This window comes from Dietzia sp. DQ12-76, assembly GCF_014145045.1.
In the GTDB taxonomy this organism is placed as follows: Bacteria; Actinomycetota; Actinomycetes; order Mycobacteriales; family Mycobacteriaceae; genus Dietzia.
The window spans coordinates 1-24,027 of the sequence record NZ_JAALDV010000025.1; the positions used below are offsets into that span (position 1 = coordinate 1).

General features: G+C 64.1%; 22 protein-coding genes. 16 read left to right on the forward strand and 6 right to left on the reverse strand.

The window, feature by feature from the left end; genetic code table 11:
• Nucleotides 1-378 precede the first annotated feature (378 nt).
• Entirely contained in the window at nt 379-822 is a 444-nt protein-coding gene (locus tag G6019_RS01075; protein ID WP_063935700.1) for a hypothetical protein, read from the forward strand.
• On the opposite strand, the gene G6019_RS01080 is transcribed toward G6019_RS01075, so the two are convergent.
• Together G6019_RS01080 and G6019_RS01085 are read right to left on the reverse strand one after the other, a co-directional pair.
• Nucleotides 765-1,265, reverse strand: a complete 501-nt coding sequence (locus G6019_RS01080) for an HIT family protein (RefSeq protein WP_083961822.1) — start codon at nt 1,263-1,265, stop codon at nt 765-767. The genes G6019_RS01075 and G6019_RS01080 overlap by 58 nt on opposite strands.
• Nucleotides 1,243-1,686: a TIR domain-containing protein gene (locus G6019_RS01085; protein WP_061917401.1), complete on the reverse strand. Its 444-nt coding sequence runs from the start codon at nt 1,684-1,686 to the stop codon at nt 1,243-1,245. The genes G6019_RS01080 and G6019_RS01085 overlap by 23 nt, the downstream gene beginning before the upstream one ends.
• Before the next feature lie 344 nt (nt 1,687-2,030).
• Here G6019_RS01085 and G6019_RS01090 point away from each other — a divergent pair, with 344 nt between their 5' ends.
• The 10 genes from G6019_RS01090 to G6019_RS01135 all read left to right on the forward strand — a co-directional run bounded on the left by G6019_RS01090 (nt 2,031) and on the right by G6019_RS01135 (nt 15,391).
• Nucleotides 2,031-2,465 (forward strand): helix-turn-helix domain-containing protein, encoded by a 435-nt coding sequence (locus G6019_RS01090; protein WP_061917404.1) that lies wholly within the window; start codon nt 2,031-2,033, stop codon nt 2,463-2,465.
• Between the two features lie 63 nt (nt 2,466-2,528).
• Nucleotides 2,529-3,143, forward strand: a complete 615-nt coding sequence (locus G6019_RS01095; protein WP_156607470.1) for a PIN domain-containing protein — start codon at nt 2,529-2,531, stop codon at nt 3,141-3,143.
• Nucleotides 3,144-3,230: 87 nt separating this feature from the next.
• Nucleotides 3,231-8,159 (forward strand): DEAD/DEAH box helicase, encoded by a 4,929-nt coding sequence (locus G6019_RS01100; protein WP_156607472.1) that lies wholly within the window; start codon nt 3,231-3,233, stop codon nt 8,157-8,159.
• Nucleotides 8,156-9,076, forward strand: coding sequence for a restriction endonuclease (locus tag G6019_RS01105; protein WP_156607474.1), 921 nt, complete (start codon nt 8,156-8,158; stop codon nt 9,074-9,076). The genes G6019_RS01100 and G6019_RS01105 overlap by 4 nt, the downstream gene beginning before the upstream one ends.
• Before the next feature lie 72 nt (nt 9,077-9,148).
• Entirely contained in the window at nt 9,149-9,757 is a 609-nt protein-coding gene (locus tag G6019_RS01110; RefSeq protein WP_156607475.1) for a hypothetical protein, read from the forward strand.
• 8 nt (nt 9,758-9,765) lie between these two features.
• Nucleotides 9,766-10,737, forward strand: a complete 972-nt coding sequence (locus G6019_RS01115; RefSeq protein WP_182612375.1) for an exonuclease domain-containing protein — start codon at nt 9,766-9,768, stop codon at nt 10,735-10,737.
• Nucleotides 10,738-11,064: 327 nt separating this feature from the next.
• The gene (locus G6019_RS01120; RefSeq protein WP_156607480.1) at nt 11,065-11,325 is read left to right on the forward strand and encodes a ribbon-helix-helix protein, CopG family; all 261 of its coding nucleotides are present in this window, start codon (nt 11,065-11,067) and stop codon (nt 11,323-11,325) included.
• Between the two features lie 489 nt (nt 11,326-11,814).
• A complete protein-coding gene (locus tag G6019_RS01125) occupies nt 11,815-12,597 on the forward strand; it encodes a ParA family protein (protein WP_156607482.1) in 783 nt (260 codons plus the stop codon).
• A gap of 476 nt (nt 12,598-13,073) precedes the next feature.
• Nucleotides 13,074-13,235 carry a toxin-antitoxin system HicB family antitoxin gene (locus G6019_RS17565; RefSeq protein ID WP_159110332.1) on the forward strand — a complete coding sequence of 54 codons (162 nt, stop codon included), beginning with the start codon at nt 13,074-13,076 and terminating at the stop codon, nt 13,233-13,235.
• Nucleotides 13,236-14,131: 896 nt separating this feature from the next.
• Nucleotides 14,132-15,391 (forward strand): hypothetical protein, encoded by a 1,260-nt coding sequence (locus tag G6019_RS01135; protein WP_182612376.1) that lies wholly within the window; start codon nt 14,132-14,134, stop codon nt 15,389-15,391.
• Between the two features lie 28 nt (nt 15,392-15,419).
• Here the strand turns inward: G6019_RS01135 and mobF are convergent, their stop codons facing one another.
• Nucleotides 15,420-18,938, reverse strand: coding sequence for a MobF family relaxase (gene mobF, locus G6019_RS01140; protein WP_231750623.1), 3,519 nt, complete (start codon nt 18,936-18,938; stop codon nt 15,420-15,422).
• A gap of 247 nt (nt 18,939-19,185) precedes the next feature.
• On the opposite strand from mobF, the gene G6019_RS01145 reads away from it, so the two are divergent.
• Entirely contained in the window at nt 19,186-19,557 is a 372-nt protein-coding gene (locus G6019_RS01145) for a hypothetical protein (RefSeq protein ID WP_231750624.1), read from the forward strand.
• Nucleotides 19,558-19,888: 331 nt separating this feature from the next.
• Nucleotides 19,889-20,113: a hypothetical protein gene (locus G6019_RS17160; RefSeq protein WP_241725818.1), complete on the forward strand. Its 225-nt coding sequence runs from the start codon at nt 19,889-19,891 to the stop codon at nt 20,111-20,113.
• Between the two features lie 78 nt (nt 20,114-20,191).
• On the opposite strand, the gene G6019_RS01155 is transcribed toward G6019_RS17160, so the two are convergent.
• Together G6019_RS01155 and G6019_RS01160 are read right to left on the reverse strand one after the other, a co-directional pair.
• A complete protein-coding gene (locus G6019_RS01155; RefSeq protein WP_063935027.1) occupies nt 20,192-20,515 on the reverse strand; it encodes a hypothetical protein in 324 nt (107 codons plus the stop codon).
• Between the two features lie 137 nt (nt 20,516-20,652).
• Nucleotides 20,653-21,231 (reverse strand): DNA-binding protein, encoded by a 579-nt coding sequence (locus G6019_RS01160; protein ID WP_063935028.1) that lies wholly within the window; start codon nt 21,229-21,231, stop codon nt 20,653-20,655.
• Nucleotides 21,232-21,629: 398 nt separating this feature from the next.
• On the opposite strand from G6019_RS01160, the gene G6019_RS01165 reads away from it, so the two are divergent.
• The 3 genes from G6019_RS01165 (at nt 21,630) to G6019_RS01175 (ending at nt 22,630) form a co-directional block, all read left to right on the forward strand.
• Nucleotides 21,630-21,887, forward strand: coding sequence for a type II toxin-antitoxin system Phd/YefM family antitoxin (locus G6019_RS01165; protein WP_063935029.1), 258 nt, complete (start codon nt 21,630-21,632; stop codon nt 21,885-21,887).
• Between the two features lies 1 nt (nt 21,888).
• The gene (locus G6019_RS01170; protein WP_017836491.1) at nt 21,889-22,146 is read left to right on the forward strand and encodes a Txe/YoeB family addiction module toxin; all 258 of its coding nucleotides are present in this window, start codon (nt 21,889-21,891) and stop codon (nt 22,144-22,146) included.
• Between the two features lie 148 nt (nt 22,147-22,294).
• Nucleotides 22,295-22,630, forward strand: a complete 336-nt coding sequence (locus tag G6019_RS01175; RefSeq protein WP_156607486.1) for a histone-like nucleoid-structuring protein Lsr2 — start codon at nt 22,295-22,297, stop codon at nt 22,628-22,630.
• A 522-nt stretch (nt 22,631-23,152) separates the two neighbouring features.
• Here G6019_RS01175 and G6019_RS01180 read toward each other — a convergent pair.
• Nucleotides 23,153-23,782 carry a TetR/AcrR family transcriptional regulator gene (locus G6019_RS01180; RefSeq protein WP_156607488.1) on the reverse strand — a complete coding sequence of 210 codons (630 nt, stop codon included), beginning with the start codon at nt 23,780-23,782 and terminating at the stop codon, nt 23,153-23,155.
• Between the last annotated feature and the right edge of the window lie 245 nt (nt 23,783-24,027).

Sequence of the window (24,027 nt, forward strand, 5' to 3'; positions counted from 1 at the left end):
CCCGCCAAACGAAGTTGAGAGTCACACTCCTCGCCACCATCACCCGAAGGGTTCAGCAACGTCCCGATCCGATCAGCCATCGAAAAGTCCCTTTCGCCCGGTCTGCGTATCAATACACCCAAGACCCGACGGGATGGCGTTTCATAAGTATCGAACTCGACCCTGTGACACAGCAGCGACCGTTGGAGGCGTTCCATCCCGCACGGGTGTACCCCATAAAGACATCTCACAAGGACCGGCATGGGATGGCGTTAAAGCTTGCGGGGTAAGAGCTCCCTCCCATTCCGAGCGTTTAGATGGACTAAGCGTGATCAGTGAAGACAGGCGCGGTGTGCCATGCCGGAGCGGGGGGCGTGCCGCCGTGCGAGTATCGGGCTCGTGGACCTGACAGACCAGAAGAGCAGCCCGTCTTCTCCAGAACCGCTGACCGAGGATCAGCGCAAGCATCTGGACTTCATACAGGCAGTCGTTGCTCGGTTGTCCTCATCGTCAGCGACAATCAAGGGTTGGACGCTCACTGTGGCCACCTTCGTCTTCGGCTTCGCAGCCACCCAAGGCTTCCCAGTACTGGCCGGCTTGGGCTTGGTGATCGTCACCGTTTTCGGCTTGCTCGACTCGTACTACCTCCGTGAGGAAAGGTTGTTCCGGTACCTCTACGACGACGCACGCCGCGGCGAAATCGAGGTCTACTCGATGAACAAGAACCTCTACGCGGCCAGGTGCACGAAACGGAGTGTGATCTGGTCGTGGTCCGTATGCGGCTTCTACGGGCCGCTTCTGCTACTCGGCTTGGGGATGTTGGTGTGGGCCACCGTGGCGTGACCAGAGGTTCTAAACTCGCGCCTCAGTGCCTCCCAGGCTTCGTCCTGAGCAAACTCTGAGTACCGTGTCTCCGGGGGCCAGATTCGTCCTACCGCGTCATCCTCCCACCTGGGCACGACGTGCACGTGAAGGTGCATCACGGTCTGCGTGGCGACGGCTCCGTTGCTCTGGATTACGTTGAGCCCGTCCGGCCTTACTGCCCGTTTGATCGCCCCGGCCAGCGTTACGGTCCATCTCCCAAGTTCGCTCGCTACGTCTTCGTCCACGTCCCAGATGTCGCGGATATGAGCACGTGGGACCAGCAACGTATGGCCCAATGTCGCGGGCTCAGTTGGGAAGAAGGCGACTACCGAGTCCGTCCGGAACACCTCTCGCGCGTCCCCCCTTCGAGCGACGATCTCGCAGAACGGGCACTCGGGTTCAGTGGGCGGCGTCGTAGGCATCGTCAACCCAGGAGCCCAGATTGTTGTAGCCGTCGTCGTTGACCCAATCGTAGGTGCGGTAGCCGCTGGGGAGAGGGTTGGTGCCCTTGAAGTCGGTATCCCCGGCGAAGTCCTTGATGTTGTGGATGTAGATGCCGAGCAGCCCGTTGCCTCGCTCGATGCTGCGGTCGATCTCGTAGTTCACCCAGCGGCGGGATGCGGTCTGAGCGCCGATCAGGATGGCTGTCACCGTGGTTCCTTTGAGAGCATCGTCGATTAGGCGTTTTACCGCCTCGTCGCTGGTCCCCTTGGCTGACTCCCAGAGCGACGCCTCGATCCACTCCGGCGTGATCGAGGGCTTCAACTTCGAACTGTTCCGAACCACCGAGGCGCGTTGAACGTCGCGCTGGTAGTGGAAACTGAAGAAGGTCCTGTGGGCCACAGTGGGTCCTCTCCTATCGGCGACCGCGCGAGCCGCAGGCCGTGTGTAGACCGTACCGAAGGGCTGTGACATGGGTGCTTTAGGCTCGCGTCGGGCCAGGTTACTTGCGCGTCCGCCAGCTTTGAGGCCAGGTAGTCCCTGGCGTCCGTGAAACTGATTAACCGGGCGAACTCGCCCTTGGGAGTGGGCCACAGTGGGCGAAGGTGCACCCCAAAGGGGCGTCTTGGTTTGCAGCCCTGTTTGCAACTTTCATGCAATGTGGGCACTATTGCACTTATAAGTGCAACTGCGTACCGTGGAGCGCACATCCGGTACACGACCCAGAGTCGCCGAGGAGGGACGCGATGACGATCACGATTGCAGCCACCAACGAGGTCTTGCTCTCTGCGGACGAGCAGTCTGTCGCTCGCGACTTTGTGCAATCCCTCGGTGGGCAGCCCCTCCAGATTGGAACCGGTCAGGACGCCGAACTTCCTGTCGAGGTGGCGAGAGTTTTCGAGTTGGTGCTCGACGCGATGGCAAAGGGCCGCCCGGTCTCGATCGCGGCCATGCCCGAGAACCTCACCACCACCGCAGCCGCCGGACTGCTGGGCCTATCGCGACCGACGTTGATGAAACTTGTCCGCGAAGGACGCATCCCCGCCCACAAAGTGGGCTCGCACCATCGACTGCGTAGCGCTGACGTTCTGGCCCTAAAGGATGAGCTACGCCTGGAACGCCAGCAGGCCGTCTTCGACGTCATGGACCTGGAAGACGAGCTCGCCAGCAACAACCCTTGACCCCTGCCCAGCGGCACCCTGCGGGCACCCTCGGTGTCGCTGGGCACTTATAGGGTGGCGTTCATGGCGATTGTGCGACCACACTCGGTTCTTCCCGACGCGAACATCTGGTGCTCCGCCACACTTCACTCCTGGTTCGGCCTCATCGCTACCGAGACCATCGGCTCATGGACCTTTCATTGGACCGAGGACATCCTCGCCGAAGCGATGTACCACCGCCGAAAACGATTCCCCCGAGCCTCGTCTCAGCAGATCGAAGCGCTCCGGGATCGATTGATGGCTTCCATGGGCGAGAACCGCATCAGCAGTTTTCCTATCGACGAGTCGGTCACCTACCCGGACGAGTGCGACGCGCACGTCCACAGTGCCGCCATCCATGAAGGCATCGCCATCATCGTTTCGAACGACCGCACAGGCTTCACCGGCTTGTACCCCGACCCTGATGATTGCCCCTACGAGGTTCACACCGCTGACGAGTTCCTCACCCTCGTCGCCGACAGTGCCCCCCAGGTGGTGGACGCCGTCATCACCGCCCAGCTCATCCACTGGACAGGCAAAGGCCGCAGCTTCTCCCTGCCCGACAAGCTCAGGCAGGCCCAGGCGCCCCACTTCGCCGAGTGCGTCAGAGCCCGACTACAAACGATCCCCCTGCCTAGCTCGGCCCCGAAGCAGAGTTGAGCTGCTGAGATGGCTGAACATAGATCCAGTCGTTCAAGAGCCCCATCCGACGGATACCAGTGAACATCGTCTTGTAAGACTGTCCACATGGCTTCTGTGCATGAGGTGATCGAGGCGTTCCGTCAGGCTCCGACAAACGTGGAGCGGGGAACGAAGTTCGAGCAGCTCATGGTGCGCTACTTCGAACTCGACCCGATGTTGTCGCAGCAGTACGACAAGGTGTGGCGGTGGATCGACTGGCCCGGCCGGGACGGCAAGCCCGACACCGGGATCGACCTGGTAGCCCGCGAACGGGACACCGGTGAGTACACCGCAATCCAGTGCAAGTTCTACGAGCCCAATCACTACCTACAGAAGGGCGATCTGGACTCGTTTTTCACCGCTTCGGGCAAGTCCCCGTTCACCAACCGGGTCATCATCTCCACGACCAACAAGTGGGGCAAGCACGCCGAGGACGCCCTCGATGGTCAGACCATCCCGGTCCAGCGGATCTCGCTCGATGACCTCGCCGAGTCGGCGATCGATTGGGACATCGCCTGGCCCCAGGGCGAACTCCAAGTCGACCTGTCCCCGTCCACGCCATACACCCTGCGCCCCCACCAGCAGGAAGCCCTGGAGGCAGTGTTCCGCGGGTTTGCCGAGGGCAACGACCGGGGCAAACTCATCATGGCCTGCGGCACCGGTAAGACCTTCACCTCGCTGAAGATCGCCGAGCAGACCGCCCTCGACAACGGCGGGCGCGCCCGAATTCTGTTCGCCGTCCCCTCAATCGCCCTGTTGTCGCAGACGTTGCGCGAATGGACTGCCCGTGCCGAGCTAGATATTCGGGCGTTCGCAGTCTGCTCGGACACCAAGGTCTCTCGTGCAGCGGAGGACTACGACACCTCCGATGTCGCCATTCCAGTCACCACGAACCCAGAGCAGCTCGCGGAGAAGATGAGCCACCGCAAGCGGGCAGCGGGGATGACGGTGGTGTTCACCACCTACCAATCACTGCCCGCGGTCTCCAAGGCCCAGAGCCTTGGTGTGGACACGTTCGATCTGGTGATCTGCGACGAAGCCCACCGCACGACCGGTGTCACCCTCGCAGGCGAGGATGCGTCGAACTTCGTCGCAGTGCACGACCCGGACTTCCTCAAGGCCAGCCGGCGGCTGTACATGACCGCCACCCCGCGCCTGTTCAACGACGAGACCAAGGACAAGGCCGAGGAACACTCCGCCGAGATCGCCTCCATGGATGACCTAGAGACGTACGGTCCCGAGTTCCACCGGCTCTCGTTCGGCGAGGCCGTCGACCGCGGACTTCTCACCGACTACAAGGTCCTGGTCCTGACGGTGGACGAATCGGTCATGGCCAGCCGGCTTCAATCAGATCTGGCCGATGCCGGTGAGCTCAAGCTCGATGACGCATCCAAACTGGTGGGCTGCTGGAACGGACTGGCCAAACGAGCCGGCACCTCCCCGACAGGCGAGGGCTTCGCCCCCGGTGAGCCGCCGATGCGCCGAGCCGTTGCCTTTGCCCGCGACATCAAGTCCTCCAAGCAGGTCGCCGAGATGCTTCCCCGGGTCGTGGAGTCCTACCAAGACCTGCTGCGCGACATCGAGGACGACGGCGTGGACGTCTCGGACACCAACCGGTCCCTGAACTGCTCGGTGCACCACGTCGACGGCACCTTCAACGCCCTCAAGCGCAACGAGGAGTTGACCTGGCTCAAGGCCGAACCAGATGACAATGAGTGCCGCATCCTGACCAACGCCCGCTGCCTGTCCGAAGGCGTGGACGTCCCAGCATTGGATGCAGTGCTGTTCCTGCATCCCCGCAACTCCGTGGTCGACGTGGTCCAGTCCGTCGGTCGCGTGATGCGCAAATCACCAGGCAAGGACTACGGCTACATCATCCTGCCCGTCGCCGTGCCCGAGGGCGTCAAGCCGTCGGAAGCGTTGAACGACAACCGGCGATTCAAGACCGTGTGGCAGGTTCTCAACGCCCTGCGGGCGCATGACGATCGGTTCAACGCGATGGTCAACTCCATCGCCCTGAACTCCAAGACCCGGGACAAGACCGGCCAAGGCGTCGACCAGCTCCTCGGCGGCCACGTCGGACCCGCCGAGGATTCCACCAACAGTGGTGGCACCGGGTCCGATGCAGGCTCTGACGGATCAGGCGATGCCGAACAGACCAAGCAGATGGCCCTGTTCTCCCTATCTGAGTGGACAGAGGCGATCTACACCAAGATCGTCGACAAAGTCGGCACCCGCACCTACTGGGAAGACTGGGCCGCCGATGTCGCCGACATCGCCGCCGCGCAGATCACCCGCATCAACGCCACCCTCGCCAACGCCGATACCGAACTAACCCGAGGGTTCGACGACTTCGTCGACGGACTGAGGGCAAACCTCAACGAGTCGATCAGCCGCGACGACGCGATCAGCATGCTCTCCCAACACTTGATCACCAAACCCGTCTTCGACGCCCTATTTGAGGGCCACGACTTCGCCGCTCAGAACCCGGTCTCCAAGGTCATGCAGACCATGGTCGACCAACTCGCCAGCGCCAACCTCGACGCCGAGACCGCGAAACTCGACTCCTTCTACGACTCCGTCCGCGTCCGCGCCTCCGAAGTCACCTCCGCCGAAGGCAAACAGCAAGTCATCGCCGAACTGTACGAGAAGTTCTTCAAGCTCGGCTTCGCCAAACAAGCCGACGCCCTCGGCATCGTCTACACACCAGTAGAGATCGTCGACTTCATCCTCCGCGCCACCGACCAAGCCCTGCGCGACTCCTTCGGCCGAGGCCTAACCGATCAAGACGTGCACATCCTCGACGGGTTCACCGGCACCGGCACCTTCATCACCCGCTTGCTCCAATCCGGACTGATCCAACCGGCGGATCTAGCCCGTAAGTACGCGTCAGAGATCCACGCCAACGAGCTCATGCTTCTCGCGTACTACATCGCCGCGGTCAACATTGAGACCACCTACCACGCCATCGCCGGCCACACCGACACCGCCGACTACGAGCCGTTCCCCGGCATCGTGCTCGCTGACACATTCCAGATCCACGAACAAGGCGATGAGCTCGACCTCAAGGTCTTTCCCGCCAACAACGACCGCATCACCCGGCAGCTCGAGACTCCGATCAACGTCATCGTCGGCAACCCCCCGTACTCGGTGGGCCAGGGATCGGCGAATGACCTCAACGCCAACGTCAAGTACCCGCACCTCGATTCTCGCATCAGTTCGTCGTATGCGGCCCGCTCCACCGCGACCAACAAAAACAGCCTCTACGACTCCTACCTGCGAGCCTTCCGCTGGGCCACCGACCGCATCGGCGACCAAGGTGTCGTCGCGTTCGTTTCCAACGGTGGCTGGATCGACGGCAACACCGCCGACGGCATCCGTCTGAGCCTCGCCGACGAATACAGCCATATCTACGTGTTCAACCTTCGCGGGAACATGCGCAAATCCAACTGGAAAGAAGAAGGCGGACAGATATTCGGGGCAGGCTCCCAAGCCACCATCGCGATCTGGATCGGGGTCAAGAACCCAGCACATTCCGGTCCCTGCGCGATCTCCTACCGGGACATCGGCGACTACCTCACCCGAGAAGAGAAGCTCCGCATCATCGCCGATGCCAATCTGAGCAGCATCGCCTGGTCAAATATCATTCCCAACTCCCATGGAGACTGGATCGGCCAACGCGACGACACCTTCGCAACCTGGCCCGCCATTGGCGCCAAGAAGCGCGAGCCCGGCCAAGTCACCGTGTTCACCGCACACTCGCGCGGCCTCTCCACCGGCCGGGACGCCTGGTGCTACAACTACTCCAGCGAAGAGCTCGGCCACAACATCGAAAACTTGCTTGATCAGTACCGAACCGTCAAGACCGAGTTCGAGCAGCACAGCCGCGGCGCCTCCAAGCTCACCGACGAGAATCTCACCCGATACCTAGGAGACAACCCCCACCACACAGCGGGGGGCAAGATCAGCTGGAACCACTCCCTCAGACAGCAAGTCCTCCGAAGGACCCAACTCGAGTGGCGCGACGAGTTCGTCTATCCGTCGACCTACAGGCCTTTCAGCCCACAGTGGGCCTACGTCGATTCGCGATTAAACGATAGGCTCTACCAGCTCCGATCAATTTTCCCGACGCCCCACCACACCAATATCGGCTTCTACCAGGTCGGTAATGGATCGGCTGTGCCGTTCAGTGTGCTGATGCTGAATTCCCTGCCAGACCTCCATGTCACCGGGGCTGGAAGCGGCGGTCAGTTCTTCCCCCGGTGGACCTATAAGAAGGTCGATGCGGCAGATGGCGGGTTCAATTTGGCCAACGACACCGAGGTCGATGAGTACGGGTATCGCCGGGTCGACAACATCACCGATGAGATCCTCGAGATCTACCGCGAGGATGTGGGTCCCCAGGTGAGCAAGGACGACATCTTCTACTACGTCTACGGCCAGTTACATGATCCGCACTACCGGATCGACTATGCCGCTGACCTGAAGAAAATGCTGCCGCACATCCCGACCCCGGAAACCCGGGACCGGTTCGAGACGGTTGCTCGTGTAGGCCGAATGCTCGCAGACCTCCACATGAACTACGAGAAGGTCGAGCCGTACCCCGTGAAGGTCGAGCTCAAGAAGGGCGCTTCTGCCGAGGACCGCGAGACATGGCGGGTGTCGAAGATGAAGTGGGGCCGCATCCGCGATGAGGAGACCGGCAAGCTCGTCAACGACCCGACCACAATCATTTACAACTCGAAGGTGACGATCACTGGCATCCCACCCGAGGCCGATGACTACATGCTTGGCTCCCGCTCGGCGCTTGGCTGGATCATCGATCGGTGGCAGGTCAAGACCGACAAACCCTCCGGCATCGTCAACGACCCCAACGACTGGTGCGACGAGCTCGGCGATCCGAAGTACATCGTCGACTTGATCGCCAGAGTCATCACCGTTGCCACCGAAACCACCAAACTCGTCGTCAGCCTCACCACCGAGGACTCACAGTGACGATCCCGGACTATCAGACCCTGATGCGGCCGGTCCTTGAGTACCTCGCCGACGGAGGCGAACATCGGTTGCGCGACCTCAAAGAAGCCATGGCCGACCAGTTCAACCTGACCGCCGAAGAGCGGGCCCAGATGACCCCGTCGGGGCGCTCACGTCTGATCTACAACCGGGTCGGATGGGCCACCTCCTACCTGGCCCAGGCAGGGCTCATCCACCGCCCACGGCGCGGCTACTCAGTCATCACCGCCGAGGGGCGCCGTGTCCTCGCAGAACACCCCGACCGTGTCGACCTGACCGTGCTCGAGCAGTTCGAGCCCTTCCGCGCCTTCCGCGACCGAGCCCGAAGCCGAGACGGCAAGAAGACACCGCAACCCCCGGTGGACCTGGATGATACGACTGCCACCCCACAAGACCTCATCGACGCCGCGGTCCTGGAAAACCAGGCCACCCTGGAAACCGAACTCCTCGACCGAGCGCTCACCCTGTCCCCCACCGGGTTCGAAGACCTCGTGATCCGCCTGCTGGAGAAGATGGGCTACGGCCGGGCGGGCAACGTGGAGCGCACCAGCGCCAGCGGAGACGCCGGCGTCGACGGCATCATCAGCCAAGACCCCCTCGGACTGGACCGCATCTACGTCCAAGCCAAGCGCTACGCCCTCGACCGCACCGTCGACCGCCCACGCATCCACGAATTCGCCGGCGCCCTCCTAGGCAAACAAGGCGACCGAGGCGTCTTCATCACAACCTCGTCGTTCACCCGCGGCGCCCTACTGGAAGCCGAGCGAATCAACGCCCGCATCGAACTCATCGACGGAGCTCGACTGGCCCGCCTCCTGGTCCAGTACGGCGTCGGAGTGCAGGAATCGCACACCGTCGTGCTGCATCGCATCGACGAGGACTTCTTCGAAGAAATTTAGAAACCTGCCATCGCGGATGCGCTGAGCGGTAAATTCCCATGTGAACACCCCTCCGGAACCTCAAGGGGACGCATGGACTACCTACCGCCCGTCGCATGTGTCGAGCTGACGGCAGACCGCTTCTACGTCTGCCTCATCGACGTCAACGGCGCCGCTGACTTGCCCCGCCAGCTCGGCGGCTGGACGGTTGAACGCAACGACCGCGAGCTACTCCGGACGCTTCTCTCGGGCCGGCTCGTCGTCAAGACGACGGACGACCCGATGCCCGAGATAGACCGGTCAGAGATCGCCGGGTACTTCACCGTGGACGACACTCTCCGCAAAGTCGAGGCCGAGATTACCGAGCTGAAAAACCGGTTCAACGCGGTCCTCGAATCGCCTGAGCGGCAAGGACTGGGCGCACTGACCGAACCACGCTGGCCCGACCTGGCATCGCTCACCACACGAACCCCCAACCCACAGGCCTCACGGGAAGGCCAGGGGCGCGCAGCTTTCACTCTCGGAGTCACCGTCAAAGACCTGGCCACCGGGTGGGGCAAGCTGGAATCGATTCGTCTCACCGCGGCCTACCCACTGCCTCGAGACCCAGGATTGCCGAAGAATCACCCTCGACAGTTCAGGTACTACCTCAACGACGATTCCAGCCCAGCTGCTAGGCCTCTGCCGGTGGGTGACCGATGAGCTCCGAGATGACCTTCGTCGCCTTCGACACCGAAACTGCCAACTCCAGCCGTGCCAGCATCTGCTCGCTTGGCGCGACAGTGGTCACCAACGGCGTCGTCACCGACGAACGAAGCTGGCTGATCCGTCCCCCCGAGGGGCACGACAAGTTCTTCGCCCGCAATGTGTCCATCCACGGCATCACCCCGGAGATGGTCCAGACCAAGCCCCGGTTCGGTGAACTGTGGCCCGAAATCTCGCAGTACCTCGACGGGCACACCGTTGTGGCGCACAACGCCTCCTTCGACACCAGCGTGGTGCGCTACGCATGCGAGACCTCTGGCCACCCGTGGCCGGAGTGGACCTACGGCTGCACACTCGTCATGGCCCGGCAGGCCTTGAACCTGGTGTCCTACCGACTGCCAATCGTGGCTTCTCACCTGGGCGTGCCGCTTGAGCACCATCACGACGCCGCGGCAGATGCCCGCGCGTGCGCCGGTATCCTGCTCGCGCTCGCCGACCGCAACGAGTGCACAAACCTGACGCACCTGACCACCGCGCTGACGGTGAACCTCGGTCGCCTCTTTGCCGGCGGCTGGGACCCGTGCAGGCAGACTCGCGCTCTCCGCTCCCCCAGTCACGCTGCTCACGGCCCACTAGTCATTCCCGAGGCGTCCGTCGACGCCGATCCCGAGCACCCTCTCTACGGGCAGGTTGTGGTCTTCACCGGAGGCTTGGGCAGCATGACCAGACAAGACGCGTGTGACGCGGTCGCACGCGTCGGAGCCACACCCGCCAAAGGGTTGACGCGAAAGACCACCGTGTTGGTGATCGGCGATGGTTTCCGCGGCGACGACCTCGCGGAATTTCAGACCGGCAAAGCCCGCAAAGCCCTCGAACTGCGAGCCAAGGGACAGCCGATCGAAGTCGTGACCGAGGACGAACTGCTCGAACTGCTGACCATCGAGCGCAGCACCTCCGTATCAGTTCGGGCTGTATGACCAGGACTTGCCTGGCTTGACCACGCGGGCGCCGCCAAGCGTTCCCTACGGGGCTTCCGCCTGCGCGTGGAAGTGCCGATAATGTCGTTTCTGTCGTCACTGCTGGTCAAAGCCAAATGCACCTGTGGTCGCTGTTAGCGTCTCGACAGGTGTGGCCGGTGCTCGCTAGCAGGGCCGGGGCGGTCCTGGTCGACGCTTTCGGCCCCGATGCTGTTGAACCGGGGTGCGGGCGAGAGCCGAAGGACCCGGGCATCCAACAAACCCGTCGCTTGGCTGACCCCAGTGCGTCCCTTCCCCTGGCCAGGTATTCGTATTACGATTGTGTTCATGGAGCGGAAGATTCAGGGCAACAACGTTTCCGAGGATCAGATCGCCCAGTGGGCCGATGAAGCCGAAACTGGCTACGACCCCGAGTGGTTGGGCAAGCGCCTTGGCCGCCCGGCGCGAGCCGAACACGCAGCGAAGGTGGTGCCGGTTCGCCTTACTGACGCCGAGCTTGGGGCCGTCATGGCTCGTGCTGAACGCGAGCACCTCAACCGGTCCGAGGCGATCCGCCAGGCGCTGGCCCTGTGGGCCGCCGCCTTGTGATCATCCGGCAATCCGCTCGCAAGCACGGCATCAGCGACAACGACATCCTCGCCGCGCTGGCTACTCCCCTCCTGGCCGGACCACTCGACGACGACCACCCCAACGGGTCCTCACGCTTAGATTCGACTCCCAGGCCCGAGTGCTGGAATTGGTCGCTCTGCATTTCGACGACGGCAGTACCGAAGTCATTCACGCAATGAAGGCGCGCCGTACCTACCTCGACCTACTTGACTGAAGCCGCCGATTGCGACCGCACTCCACTTGGGCCTGTTGGCCTTGGCACCGTACGCCAGTTACTCAATAATAGCTATCAGAGCAGAGCTAGCTTTGCTAGCACGGCTAGTTCACGAGGCACGGTTAGCGGTTCTAGCTAGCGTTGTTAATGCAGCTGTGCTAGACACGCAAGGTAGTCTTACTAATAGAGCTAGGCTCGCTAGGGCTGTCGCCACAGCTAGCTTTGCCCGGTTACCTTCGTGGGAGGAATGGACATTGACTCGAAAACTGGCTCTCTGCAACCAGAAGGGCGGCGTCGGCAAAACTGCTACAACGCTGGGCTTGGCCAGTGCGCTAAGCCATCAAGGCCGCAACGTTCTAGTGGTGGACGTCGATCCTCAGGGCAACTCCACGACGGGCCTCGGTGTCGAATTGACGGAGACCATGATGACGACATTCGACCTCATGAACCGAACGGTCCCGGGGTCGGCGGCCGACGCAGTCATCGCAACTCCGTGGGACAAAGTGGATCTCATCCCATCCAACGAAGCGCTGGCGAACATCGAATCTGACGGCGCCAATGACCTCATCTTCCGCCTCGACATCGCCTTCGAGGGGCTCGACCTGTCCGCCTACGACGCAGTCCTATTTGACTGCCCACCATCTCTGGGGAAGCTCCTCTTCGCCGTGCTTTGCGCAGCAGACGGAGTCATCGCTGTCACTGAGCCAACCATTGACAGTGTCCGCGGGATTGAAAACCTGCAAGAGACTATCCGTAACGTCCAGAGGCGACCCAACCCGCACCTCGTGCTCGAAAAGCTCGTACTAAGCCGCAAGAGGACAACCGGCGAACACCAATTCCGCGAGCGTGAACTTCGCGACACGTACGGAGAATTGGTGGCTAAGACCTCAATCCCGGAGCTAACCGCACGCCAGGACGCACATAGCTCGCACACACCGATCCATAGCTTCACCGGCGGAAAGGCCCTAGCCCTCCAGGTCGCGTATACAGATCTGCTAGCAGAGCTAGCGCTTGGCCCCAAAGGAGCTGCAGCATGAGCATCGAACGTGAACCCGCAATCCGTCGAGCTGTGCATCCTGCAGCAGACCTGCCTGAGAGGCCTTCACGAACTAAGCCACCAGCTATTCCCACGCCCCCCGCTTCCGCGCCAGGGGGCTCAGCTGACGAAGAGCGACTGACAGAGCAGCACAACGTACGGCTTCGTCCGTCCACTAAAGCGCGTCTATTACGTGCAGTAGACAAGCTCCGCTACGAAACTGGCGACCGCACCATCAGCATTGCTTCTATCACCGACAAGGCCATCGTCGAGTACTTAGACTCACAGGGGTGTTGAGCCAGCTGATTGGGGAGTGACCCGACCTCCAAGGCCACGTCGCCTCGAGGGCGCCGCTCGCGGCATGTTTGAGGCCTTGCGCGTGTCGCGCGCATTTTTGACGTCAGGCATGCCATTTTTGACGTCATGGCGACCACACGATCTGGGCCTGGGAGACCAGCGCTAGGGGAGCGGACACGAATGACAGTCCGCGTACCTTCAGATGTCTATGACGCGCTTCGACGTGAAGCGGCAGCCCGTGGCATCTCAATGAACCAGTACGTAGCCGAGGTCGCAGCGGCACACCTCGGCATGTCTGAAGCCGTGTCGAGCTACGACGACCAGGAGGCGATTCCCGCGTGAAGTAGCCAGCTGCATGACCGAAAACTGAACACTCCATGCAGCACCTGAAATGACTGATACCGGCCCACTGGCGAGTGGGCCGGTATCGAAAGTCAAGAGTCTGAGTTGGCGCTCAAACTCGGTGTTGCTCACCAATTAGGAGAGCTGTGCTTCCAGGCACCTCTCAGAGTAAGTCATACCCATCGGATGGTCCAGTCGATCCGATCGGCGTGTCTCGCTCTGACCGCGACAACGTTATACCCCTCGATTCCACCTGGTGGTGGGACTCTGTGGTGTGCGCGTGGAGTCCGCGCCCGTATGTGCGTGTCGACACCCACAAGGCGCATACCTTCGCCGGCACACGACGTCTCACCGACGGCGTGCCGGGGGAGGGGACGCCTTTCGCCCTGCACTTGACCGATGAATCGGGCAGATTCCGGCTCCTCGCCCTGGATTTTGACGCCCACCATGCCGGCTCAAGCGCAGACAAAGACCTTTCAGCGTGCACAGCTGCCCTGACTGCCGCGGGCATCGAGCACCTGGTGTGCTCGTCAGGACCTGGTGGGGGATACCACGTATGGATCCGGCTGAGCGCCGCCATCTCCCCACACCGCCTGGCACCAATCATCGACGCTTTCGCTGCCGCATGGCCCTCGCTAGACCGGGGACCGGTGTCCAATTCGCGCACAGGTTGTGTCCGGGCCCCGGGCTCGCCTCACCGCGCCGGCGGCACAGCAGTACCGCTGACAGATCCCCATATCCGCCCGGTGTCCCTGCGAGCCTTGCATGCAGTACTCACGCAGCTGACACAACTCCCTCCAACCAGTGCCGCCACCACCTCCGACGCTGCGACCGCACCGGTTCCGGTGCAAGTCGATGCGCAAGGTCACCCGTACCTCACCGGGCCCAGACGCCCCTTGCCCACGCAGATTCGTGCCCTTACCCGCGCCCCGATCACTGCCGACAAGGACGCCTCCGCGGTGGGTTGGTCGATCCTGCTGGCCTGCGCCCACGCCCGAATGCAGTATCACGACCTGCACCAGGCCGCTTTCACCGACCGCTGGCCCGGCTTGGAATTTGTCCGCACCCACCGCACCAGTAGCACCGAGCGCGCACCCCGATTCGACGCAGCAGCCGAGTTAGCCCGCCAGTGGGCCAAAGCCGTCACCGCAGCCAGCTACACCCAGCGCGGCACTGCAGGGCCCTCGCCTGCCCGCCACGCCGCCGAAACCGCTGTCGCCGACCTACTCGCACGTATGGACGCCCAGCCCGGCCGGTGGGCCGGCAAGACCGGAGCCCAGGACCGCCTGGTGCTCCTCGCCCTGGCCGCACGAGCACTCGCAGCCGCCACCGACACCGTGCACCTGTCCGAGCGCGACTGGGCGGTCACCGCGGGCCTGTCCAGAGACACCGTCGCCGACCGGCTGAGAGCTCTTGTCCAGCAGGGGTGGATCGCACGCGTGCAGCGAGCCGCCGGCCCCTGGGCCGCAGTGTGGCGGATCGTAAGACCCGGGGGCGGGAAGCAAAGAAGTGGCGCAGTATTTTCCCCGGAGATGCAGCGCCAGCTTCACACCGAGCTCGAGTGTGCTCGGGAGGACATCTGGCACGCCCGCCCACTCGGGGTGCTGGGTATGCGCGTGTGGACACAGCTGGCCTCTGGCCGCTTATCGGTGCGTGAGCTGGCAACCACACTCGGTATCTGCCCGGCGACGGTGCGCAGTAAACTGCGCGCGCTGCGCTCTCTGGGTCTGTGCACCGCTGACGGCCGCGTGTACCGCAGTCGGTCGCGGTTAGCGCGAGCCGCTGTTGCTGCTGGTGTCGACGGTGCGCACGCCGACCGGGTGCGCCTGTACCGGCTGCATTCGGCGGTGTTCGTGTGGTGGTTCACCACCCGACATCAGCCGGAGCGCTCCGACGCGTTGGCCGAGTGGGGCGAGTTCCCCAACCCTGCTGAGGCTGAACAGGTCCATCCGACTGACATCGCGCTGGCCTACGGCGCCACCGCCACCGGCCCGCCAGTATCGGCCACCACCTGGGGCGCGGCGATGGCTGCCCAAGATCGCCATCGCGAGACCGACCCCGAAAGCTGGTGGGAACTAGTTGCCGCAGCCCGCGCGGCACTACCCGCCCCCGACATGCTGCTCGCACCCCACCAATGGGCCCGCACCGCCGCCTGACCACTGGCGCCGAACGAGCAGGGGCGAGTCACCACAGGTCGGGGGAGGAGTCGGTAGACGGCCCCCATGGCCAGCTCGTCGTGGTGTGGGTCTCCGGGCCGCGTTCTTGTTCTGCGGCACGGTGGGCCAGATAGGACTCAGCGAAGTCGTCAGACGCTGCGGGCGCCGGCGCGGTGGTGAGCGAGCCGTATGTGGTCGCTAGCCACGCTGCCAGTTCGGTGTCGGTGGCCGGCGCGATTGGGGGAGGGGTGGGCAGGGCATCCCGGTCCCGCTCCTGGTTTGTCGCGTGACGTATCCGGTGCGCGATGACGGCCCCTGGATTGTCGGCGGTCTCCAGGTTCGCGGTGGCCTCGGCCCACAGCTCGCGGGGGTCGTGGCCGGTGGTGGCGGCGTCGGTCCAGGCTCGGGCGAGGGCGTCGTATTGGTCGCCTCCGGGCTCGAGGTGTCGGCCGTAGAGGCGCGGCAGGGCGTCGATGTACGTGGGCAGCGTGGAGCTGGTGAAGGCTTGGGCAGCGAGGTCGACGCCGTGGCGGTACAGCGCTTCAATGCGCGCCGGGTCGGTGGCGCCTGTCATCTCCTCGCGCAGTGTTGCGGTCGCGGAGGCTTGGTGGGTGTCGCGCCTGAGAATGGCGGCCAGTACCTCGGCGGCGGTGGGGGCGTCGTGGTCGCCGGCTGAGTGCATGTGGGCGTCCTCGGCAGACAGGTCGACCGTGGGTTCGCACACGGCGTAGGCGCGGTTCTCCTTCTTGCCGCGGGTCATCGCGACGTACAGGCCGGCACGGTCCACCGAGGTGTCGACGACTGCGTGGGTGACATCGACGGTGGCGCCCTGGGCACGGTGGATAGTCGTCGCGTAGCCCAGGTGCATGCTCTTGCTCGCGTAGCTGGCCGGCACGACCATCTCGTTGCCGGTGCCCCAGTCACGCACGCTTAGTGAGCCGTCGTCGGCGATGCCGGTGAGGGTGAATAGTTGGCCGTTGATCACCCGGCCGAGGTACTTGCTGTCGGAGGTGTAGAGCTTGGCGTTCTCACGGGCGATGATCGTGTCGCCGACGCCGACGGTGTCGCCTCGGGAAAGGCGCGTGGTGCGAGTGTCGTCGACGTGTCCGTGGGCGATCCGGTCGGCGCGGATGACCTCGTTGAGCGAGTCGACGTCGCTGTTGTTCGAGGCGATGACCAGGCTCTTGCGGCCGGCCTTGGTGTCGTCGAGGAAGGCTTGAACGGCGTCGGTGAGCATCTGCTCGCGGTGTCCGCCACGGATCCAGCCGCGGTGCGCGTAGAGGCCCAGGGCGTCGGTGTTGCCTTCGCGGAGGGCGAGCGTTGCCTCGGCCTGTTCGGTGTCTGCTCCCATGCGCATGACTTCGCTCAGTTCGACTGTTCCCGGGGTGCGGGTCAGGTCGGCGAACAGGCCGCCGGTCTCGACGGCGGCGAGCTGTTTGGGGTCTCCGATCAGGCGCAGGACGGCGCCGGATTCGGCGGCGATTTCGGTCAGCGCGGCGAGGTTTTCGGTGCTGGCCATGCCCGCTTCGTCGACTAGCAGCATGTCGCCGGGGCGGATGGTCACCGGCAGCGCCTCGAGGCTACGGCCCGGGGCGCATGGGTTGCGGCCGAGCCAGGTGAAGGTCACCGAGTCGATGGTGTGGCAGTCGGTGCCGATGTCCTCAGCCAGCACGCTGGCCGCTGCCGCGGAGGGCGCTAGACCGATGACGTGGCGGCCCGTGTTCTCCCACGCCTGCACGACCACTTTCATGGCGGTGGTCTTGCCGGTGCCGGCCGGTCCGACGCCGGCGGCGAGCAGGGTTCCAGCGCCGACGAGGTGGTGGGCCAGTTCCTTCTGGCCGGTGTTGAGCGGCCAGCCTGTGGTCCTGGCGTGGGCGGCAAGTGCCTTCTCGAGCGTGGCGCGGGATGCGATCACTGTCACCGGGGTGCGGGCTGCATCGAGGACGCGGGTCTCGGCGTCGAGCACGGCTTGGGTGGTGTACTTCTCCGCGTTGGCGTGCCGGTCGATTCCTGCGCCAGTGTGACCGGTCAGGGGCTCGGGCAGGATCAGTGGCTCAGGCGGCGTCAGCTCCACCATGAGCTCGCGAAGCGCGATGTCCATGACCTTGGCGTGGGCCTGGTCGAGGGCGCCTGAGGAGGCGAACCGGTAGCCCTTTAGAGCTGTGGATACCGCGGTGTCGACGTGCGACCGGCGGAACTGAGCGCGGCGTGACGACACCGACCTCACGGCCTGCTCAGCGACCTGTCGGGCGTGGCTGTCGGTGTCAAAAACCTTGCGCTGCGCATCGACGGTGGCCTGCTCGGTGACGTCGCGGACAACGGACGAGACGGCGTCGGCGCCGATGGCCTGCTCAGCCACCTGGCGCCACTTGGCACGGTGCTCATCGAGAGACTGGGCGGGCTTTTTGGCGTCGCGGGTATCGAGGATCGCCTTCTGCCACAGGGCGTACGCCGCTCGCTGGGTGGGCTGGCGTCCGTTCTTGTCTACGTACTCGGCAACGAGCTGCTCGTAGACCGGGCGCGCTAGCGCTCGACGCGTGGAGAACACGTCAATGAGACGGCGGTCGATGCCCTTGATTTCCCAGATCGGCGCTTTGTCCGGGTGCGGGTAGTGCGCCTCGAAGTCCAGACCCATCCGGCGGGAGAGTAGGTCGTGAAGGACAGCGTCGTAGCGAGCCGAGATCGCCTGGTGCATCTGGTGGATCGTGCGCGAATCCAGCGTGCGCCACCGACCGTCGGGGCCTTGCACCTTGTTGGCGATCAACACGTGCGAGTGCAGGTCCGGGTCTCCGCCACGGGTGTCGAAGTGCGTGAACTCAGCGGCGACGATGCCTCTGGTTTTCACCTGCTCGATGCCGCCGGCACCCACGCGGGTGTAGATCGCATTGTCCTCGGCCCATCGCAGGGCCTCGGCCACGGCCTCATGGTGTAGCGCAGCCACTTTCGAGGCCGTGCGTTCGTCGGACAGCGCCCACAGAACGCTGACACTTTTGACCGGTGAGAAGGTGAAATCGAAGCCGGCGACGGCCTGGCGGACCTTGTCTCGCTCGCGGTTTACCCAGGCGATGACGTCCTTGCCGGAGGCGTGTTCATAGCCGAACTCGTCGCGATAGAACGGGCGGGCCACGCTCTCGGCCAGTTGGTTTCTCTCGTCGGGAGTGGGGCGGCGCCCCTCGGCAGTGAGGAACGACTTTTCGGCGGCGGAGATCGCGGCGAGCACGGGGACATCTCCGGAGTACAGGGGGTAGGCCCGGCCCAGCTTGCAGGCGCCCAGACTCTTCCCTTCAGCCATCATCTGATCGGTGTCCGGGTGTAGCCCTTCGCCGTACAGGGCGGCCATTTGGACCTCTCCCACGACTGCGCCGGCGGTTGCTGTCTCAGAGAGCAGGCCGGCCAATCCGCTGCCGATCCACCGCCCGGGCGGTGTGCCCTTGGCCGCGTAGTAGTCCGACAGCGACTTTCCTTCGGGGTCAGCGTCATGGGTGGCGACCGAGCGCAGCAGGTACTGGTATCCAGTACCGGCGTGCACCGCTCGGAGGCTCATCATGAGCCCCAGCGTAGAGCCGCCGCGGGGCGGCGTCTACGCACGACGCGTCGGCGGCGCGCTGAGCAGCCGTTTTCCGGACGTCACTAGTAGTGCCTACTGTGTGAGGCTGTTTAATCGAGCGGTAGCGAGTGCTCAGTCTGGCCACGGCGGTGGCGTATCTACGGCGGCCGAAATGAGCAACGCGGTGGTCGGATGGGGGAGTGGTTGGTGCTCGCGGGTGTCGTAGGGGTGCTCTAGGGTTTGGGCCATGGCTGCTACGAAGACTGATTCGCGTTCCCAGACCGCGCGGGCCCGTGCCCGCCAAGCGATTGCCACCGAGCTCGAGCGGGCGCGCAAGCGCGAGTCCAAGCTTGTGGCGGTGTTCTCTGCGATCGATGCCCGCGCCGACGCCGAAGCCGCCCTGGGGGAGGCGCTCATCGTGCTCAAGGACCTCGGCGTTGCCCAGTCCGATCTGGCCGAGATGACCGGACTGTCCGCCCGCGAGGTCGGCGCCGCGATCCGCGCCGCGAAGGACCGTGCCGACGGCGAAGCCGCTGAAACAACGCCCGACTCCTCCATCGACGCAGACGCTTGCGGTGAGGACTCCCAGTCGGACAACAACGGTGCCCACGATCACTGACCCCCACCACGACCCGGGGGTCGTCGACATTCCCTTGCCCGGAATGGACCTCGGGACGGGGTCCCACACATCGGTGAGACGATCGCGTCCGTACGATCCGACACTGCCTCCCACCAGAGCCGCAATCACCGCGTTCTGGTCTCGCGTCGTCAAAGCACCCGCCGGCGGATGTTGGATCTGGACTGGAGCAATCTCCGATGGCTACGGCAGGATCAGCTGGCGATCAGGTGGGGTCAGCCGCACCGAGTACGCCCACCGTTTCGCACTTGTCATCGCCGGCGAGCTCGACGCGGGTGCGATTGGCGAGCACCGCTGCAACGAACCGCTGTGCGTGCGCGTCGATCCAGGACATCTCATCGCCTCCACTCAGTCGGCGAACCTGCTCTACGCGGTGGCCTGTGGCCGCACCGGGATCATCCGCAACCTCACCGAGCGCCACGATCGCCAGGCCCGCTCACTGGCCGTCCGCAACGCCGTGGCAGACGGCTGGGACCCGGTCGCCTACGCACGGGCATCCGGCAACGCCGCACCGCTCGACACACCCCCACTGTTCTGAAGGCTGCAGTACAGTCACCCCAAGAGATGGCCTCGCCGACGGCGGGGCCTTTCCTGCATCATCCCGACACGAGAAGTGTCAGCGGGCGGTGGCGAGACGTCGCCTCCGGCGCAGCTGCCAGTACTTCGGAATCGTCCAGCGAAGCGGGGTCTTGTCGATCACCACCAGGGCCAGCCTCGACCGGTAGTGCACGTCGTTGCGCACCGCGAAGGTCCAGTGCCCCACGAACCACGCCAGCACCCCGAGCGCCGCGACGGTCGGCGCCCAGGTGCTCGACTGCATCACTCCGAAGAACCCGATCACCGCACAGATCCCGCCGATCCTCCGGGCCAGCGGCGGCGCCAACAATGCAGCAACGACGACAACAGCTGACGCCTGCAGCGCGGTCTCCAGATCCCACATTCCACACTCCTGTCGCTAACGCCTTCCCTCCGCGGCGCCACACGGGCCGCGGCGCTCCACAGACCTCACGGCCGGATCGGCTGTCAGTGTGGCTTTCCCCTCCGACAGTCAGTGCGTTTCGTGCTCTGGCGGGCTGGCTATGACTGGCCCGGTTGATCCGACTGGCCTGGCTTGCGAGCGTTATCGCGCAGCGAGTCCAGGACTTCCCGCAGTGTGTCCGAGGTGGCCTCCGCCCGGACTCGGGCCCGGTCGGACTCCTCGGCCTTGGCGCGCGCGTCGCTGGCGTCTTTGAGCGCGGTGGCGAGCTGGTCGCGCAGATGATCGAGCTCGACGCGCACTGCCTCGAGCTCGCCGAGGGCTCGGTCGCGAGACGCGACCGCCTCGTCTCGCTCGACGGCAGCCTGCTCGGCCGTCTCCAAGGCGTGGGCCTCACCCGCGCGAGCAGCATCGAGCGCCACCGCGACCTGCTCGTCCGCCTGCTCCGCGGCCCGCTTCCACGCCGCAGCCCACACCGAGGCCACCATCGCCGACATCGCCTCCGACAAATCCGGCGCCTCGGGCACATCTCCGGCCGCCCCGCCGGCATGCTCGCGCATCCACGCGGCCACCTCGCCGATCCGCACCCCCGCTTCGCGCTGCACGGACCGCACGGTGACCTTCTCGCCCCGCGCGAGGAGCACCCCATACGCCCTGGCGATCTTCTCCGACGTCGACATGACAGTCCCTCCGGCCCGGGTACACGGTAACGAGTAACAGGTAATGTTTCTAGTTACCCACGTTACCGAAGCCCGCGTTCGATGGGTAGTCCGTGCGAGGTGTGGCGCGGTGACCGTGGGATGTGTGTCCGTCGCCGCGGGTACCACCGGCGACGAGCCAGATAAGGCCCGCAGGCGGCGCGCGGCGAGCGTGGCGCTATCCGGCGGTGAGGTTGTAGATATCCAACCCGCCCCGCCAAGGCGGCATTGTCGGCCAGCGGCGCGACCGCAGGAGCCCCCGAAGCCACCGCTGCGCCATCCGGTTTTTCGGGCTTCGGCCTACAGAGCACCGGACGCGGGAAGTCACATGGAGCACCAACTCCGCGTCCTGTACACTTTCACGTACAGAAGGGGTTGAGATGAAGACAATGAGCTACACCGAGTCCCGGGCCCGCTACGCCGAGGTCCTCGACGGGGTCACCAACGACCGCGAAGAGGTCATCATCACCCGCGCCGGCCACGAACCGGTGGTCATGGTCTCCCTCGACGACTACGAGTCCTTGCGCGAGACCGCCCACCTCATGCGATCACCGGCCAACGCCCGCCGCCTGCTCGATGCGATGGAGCGCCTCGAGTCCGGCCGCGGCCAAGCGCGCGACCTACTCGACACCGACTGACGTGCTACTCGTCTGGGACGACAACGCCTGGCAGGACTACCTCTGGTGGCAACAACAGGACCGCAAGATCCTCAAACGCATCAACCTGCTCCTGCAAGACATCACCCGCAACGGCAACGAAGGCATCGGCAAACCCGAACCCCTCAAATACGACTTCGCCGGATACTGGTCCAGACGCATCACCGACGAGCATCGCCTGGTCTACAAAGTCACCGAAACCGAAGTCCGTATCGCCACCTGCCGCTACCACTACGGATAAAGCGCCCATACCAGCTCGAACTTCTCGGTCCTTCCAATCCGGGAGTCGGTCGGCAGCGAAAAGCATGTGTGCCCGCGATTCACTTTTGCACTCGGGCGCATCCTGCAACTCTGCCCAGAACACAACACCGAAACCCGAAGGACCAGCGATGGCTCAGAAGTTTCACGTCAGGTACCTCGACGACATCGACGGGGCCGATCTCGGAGACCACGCGAACACCATCTCGTTCGCTGTCGAGGGCAAGGAATACTCGATCGACCTCAGCGACGACAACGCCCAGGCATTCCGAGAGGCCGTTGCCCCTTATATCGAGGCCGGCCACCGCGTAACAGGAAAGAACGCCAAAACCGCGCGCAAGGCCACCAAGACCCCATCCGCCGACCTCAAGCCCATTCGTGAATGGGCCAAGGCCAACGGCTACGACGTCTCCGACCGCGGACGCATCCCCGCCGACGTCATGGACGCCTACTCCGCCGCCAACTGAGGCTCAAGCCGAACAGGTCGCCCCGAAGCACGTCGATGATCACTCTTGTCGCCATCGGCATCAAAATACCTCCAACCAGCAGTTATGTTAACGCCGATAACTTACGTTATGACAAGTAGACGATGCCGAGTTGTGAATCTCGCGAACTCGACCGCTCCCCGAACTGCTCGCACGTTCGTCCGGTCTCGCACTGGCAACTCGGCACCTCAGAACTCGGCACTTCATCAGCAGGCGCGGTGGGCGCGACTGGTGGAGCTGCTCGGTCTGAGGCTGTGCGCGATTCCGTTGCCCCCTGTGTGGGCGTGGTCGGAGACATTCCGAAAGCCGACCTTCTTGCCCCACACGGGCATATCGCCGTCTGGCGGGTTCGCCTGCGACAGATAGGCAACGGCGTGCCACAGGATCTCGTTTTCTTGCCCCTAAGAGTGGAGTCCACTGTGGCCGTCACGCGGCAACTATTCTCGACTGCGGCTGCTCGCGGCATCGTCCGGCCTCGAAGCCAGCGACTTACCATGACCAAGGTCATTGCGGCGTTCCTTGCGGTGCCAATGTCTCGGTGACGCGAACACTCAGTTCCGGCTTGTCGTCGCCTTCGGTGTGAGTGAACGTCCCAAGATGGGACCACATCGAGTCCACGAGCGGCTGGAGGAACAAACGGCCCAGCTGAGTGACGATGACGTCGACCACCTGAACAGCATCGGCGCGGACCCTAGACGCCGCACCAGACTGCCGCATAGCTATCACTTCCCGGTGTGTCAGCTCGGTGAGCCGTTCGAGTAACTCACCTCGCTGACCGCCGGGATCTAGCAATGAGCGGCGCAGGTAGTTCACCACCTCGGGACGCCTGACCAGCATGTCGGCAACCGCGTCGTTGCGGATCCGGGCGATGTCGGCGCCTGGGATGTCCACGGGCGCCGAGGCAAGTGCGGTAGCGAAATGCTCTACGACCAGTCGCTCGACCGCCTCGCGAAGGCCGTCCTTCGTGCCGTAGTGATGGACCACGAGACCCACCGTCACTCCGGCCGCGGTTGCCACGGTTCGCAACGAAGTGCCGTCCTCGCCGTTGGCGGCGTAGAGATCCAGTGCGGCGTTGCGGATGCGCGCCTTGGCAGTGAGATCCTGGCCCGCGGCGCCTGGTGCGGAACGATTCACGCGGTTCCCCTTCAGTTGCGGTCGAGCCTACGGACCCCAAACTAGACTATACGTCGGTACCGCATACTGTATGTTCGTACAGTACATGGTGTCCCGGCTCAGTCGGCCTTGTCGACCTGACTATCGTGCCGTCGGCAGCCAGTTGCTCAGGCCACCCGCATCGGGCCTCAGGGCCCCTTGGACGTCCCGGTCAAAGGTTGGGTCACGGGTCGGACGTGCGGGTGTCGGCGATATCTCCGTCGCCA

Bases quoted from the DNA above. Each gene is read 5' to 3' on its own strand.
- G6019_RS01080 (WP_083961822.1), bottom strand. From the start codon at position 1,265: ATGCCTACGACGCCGCCCACTGAACCCGAGTGCCCGTTCTGCGAGATC.
- G6019_RS01090 (WP_061917404.1), top strand. From the start codon at position 2,031: ATGACGATCACGATTGCAGCCACCAACGAGGTCTTGCTCTCTGCGGAC.
- G6019_RS01095 (WP_156607470.1), top strand. From the start codon at position 2,529: ATGGCGATTGTGCGACCACACTCGGTTCTTCCCGACGCGAACATCTGG.
- G6019_RS01100 (WP_156607472.1), top strand. From the start codon at position 3,231: ATGGCTTCTGTGCATGAGGTGATCGAGGCGTTCCGTCAGGCTCCGACA.
- G6019_RS01110 (WP_156607475.1), top strand. From the start codon at position 9,149: ATGGACTACCTACCGCCCGTCGCATGTGTCGAGCTGACGGCAGACCGC.
- G6019_RS01115 (WP_182612375.1), top strand. From the start codon at position 9,766: ATGACCTTCGTCGCCTTCGACACCGAAACTGCCAACTCCAGCCGTGCC.
- G6019_RS01120 (WP_156607480.1), top strand. From the start codon at position 11,065: ATGGAGCGGAAGATTCAGGGCAACAACGTTTCCGAGGATCAGATCGCC.
- G6019_RS17565 (WP_159110332.1), top strand. From the start codon at position 13,074: ATGACAGTCCGCGTACCTTCAGATGTCTATGACGCGCTTCGACGTGAA.
- mobF (WP_231750623.1), bottom strand. From the start codon at position 18,938: ATGATGAGCCTCCGAGCGGTGCACGCCGGTACTGGATACCAGTACCTG.
- G6019_RS01145 (WP_231750624.1), top strand. From the start codon at position 19,186: ATGGCTGCTACGAAGACTGATTCGCGTTCCCAGACCGCGCGGGCCCGT.
- G6019_RS01155 (WP_063935027.1), bottom strand. From the start codon at position 20,515: ATGTGGGATCTGGAGACCGCGCTGCAGGCGTCAGCTGTTGTCGTCGTT.
- G6019_RS01160 (WP_063935028.1), bottom strand. From the start codon at position 21,231: ATGTCGACGTCGGAGAAGATCGCCAGGGCGTATGGGGTGCTCCTCGCG.
- G6019_RS01165 (WP_063935029.1), top strand. From the start codon at position 21,630: ATGAAGACAATGAGCTACACCGAGTCCCGGGCCCGCTACGCCGAGGTC.
- G6019_RS01175 (WP_156607486.1), top strand. From the start codon at position 22,295: ATGGCTCAGAAGTTTCACGTCAGGTACCTCGACGACATCGACGGGGCC.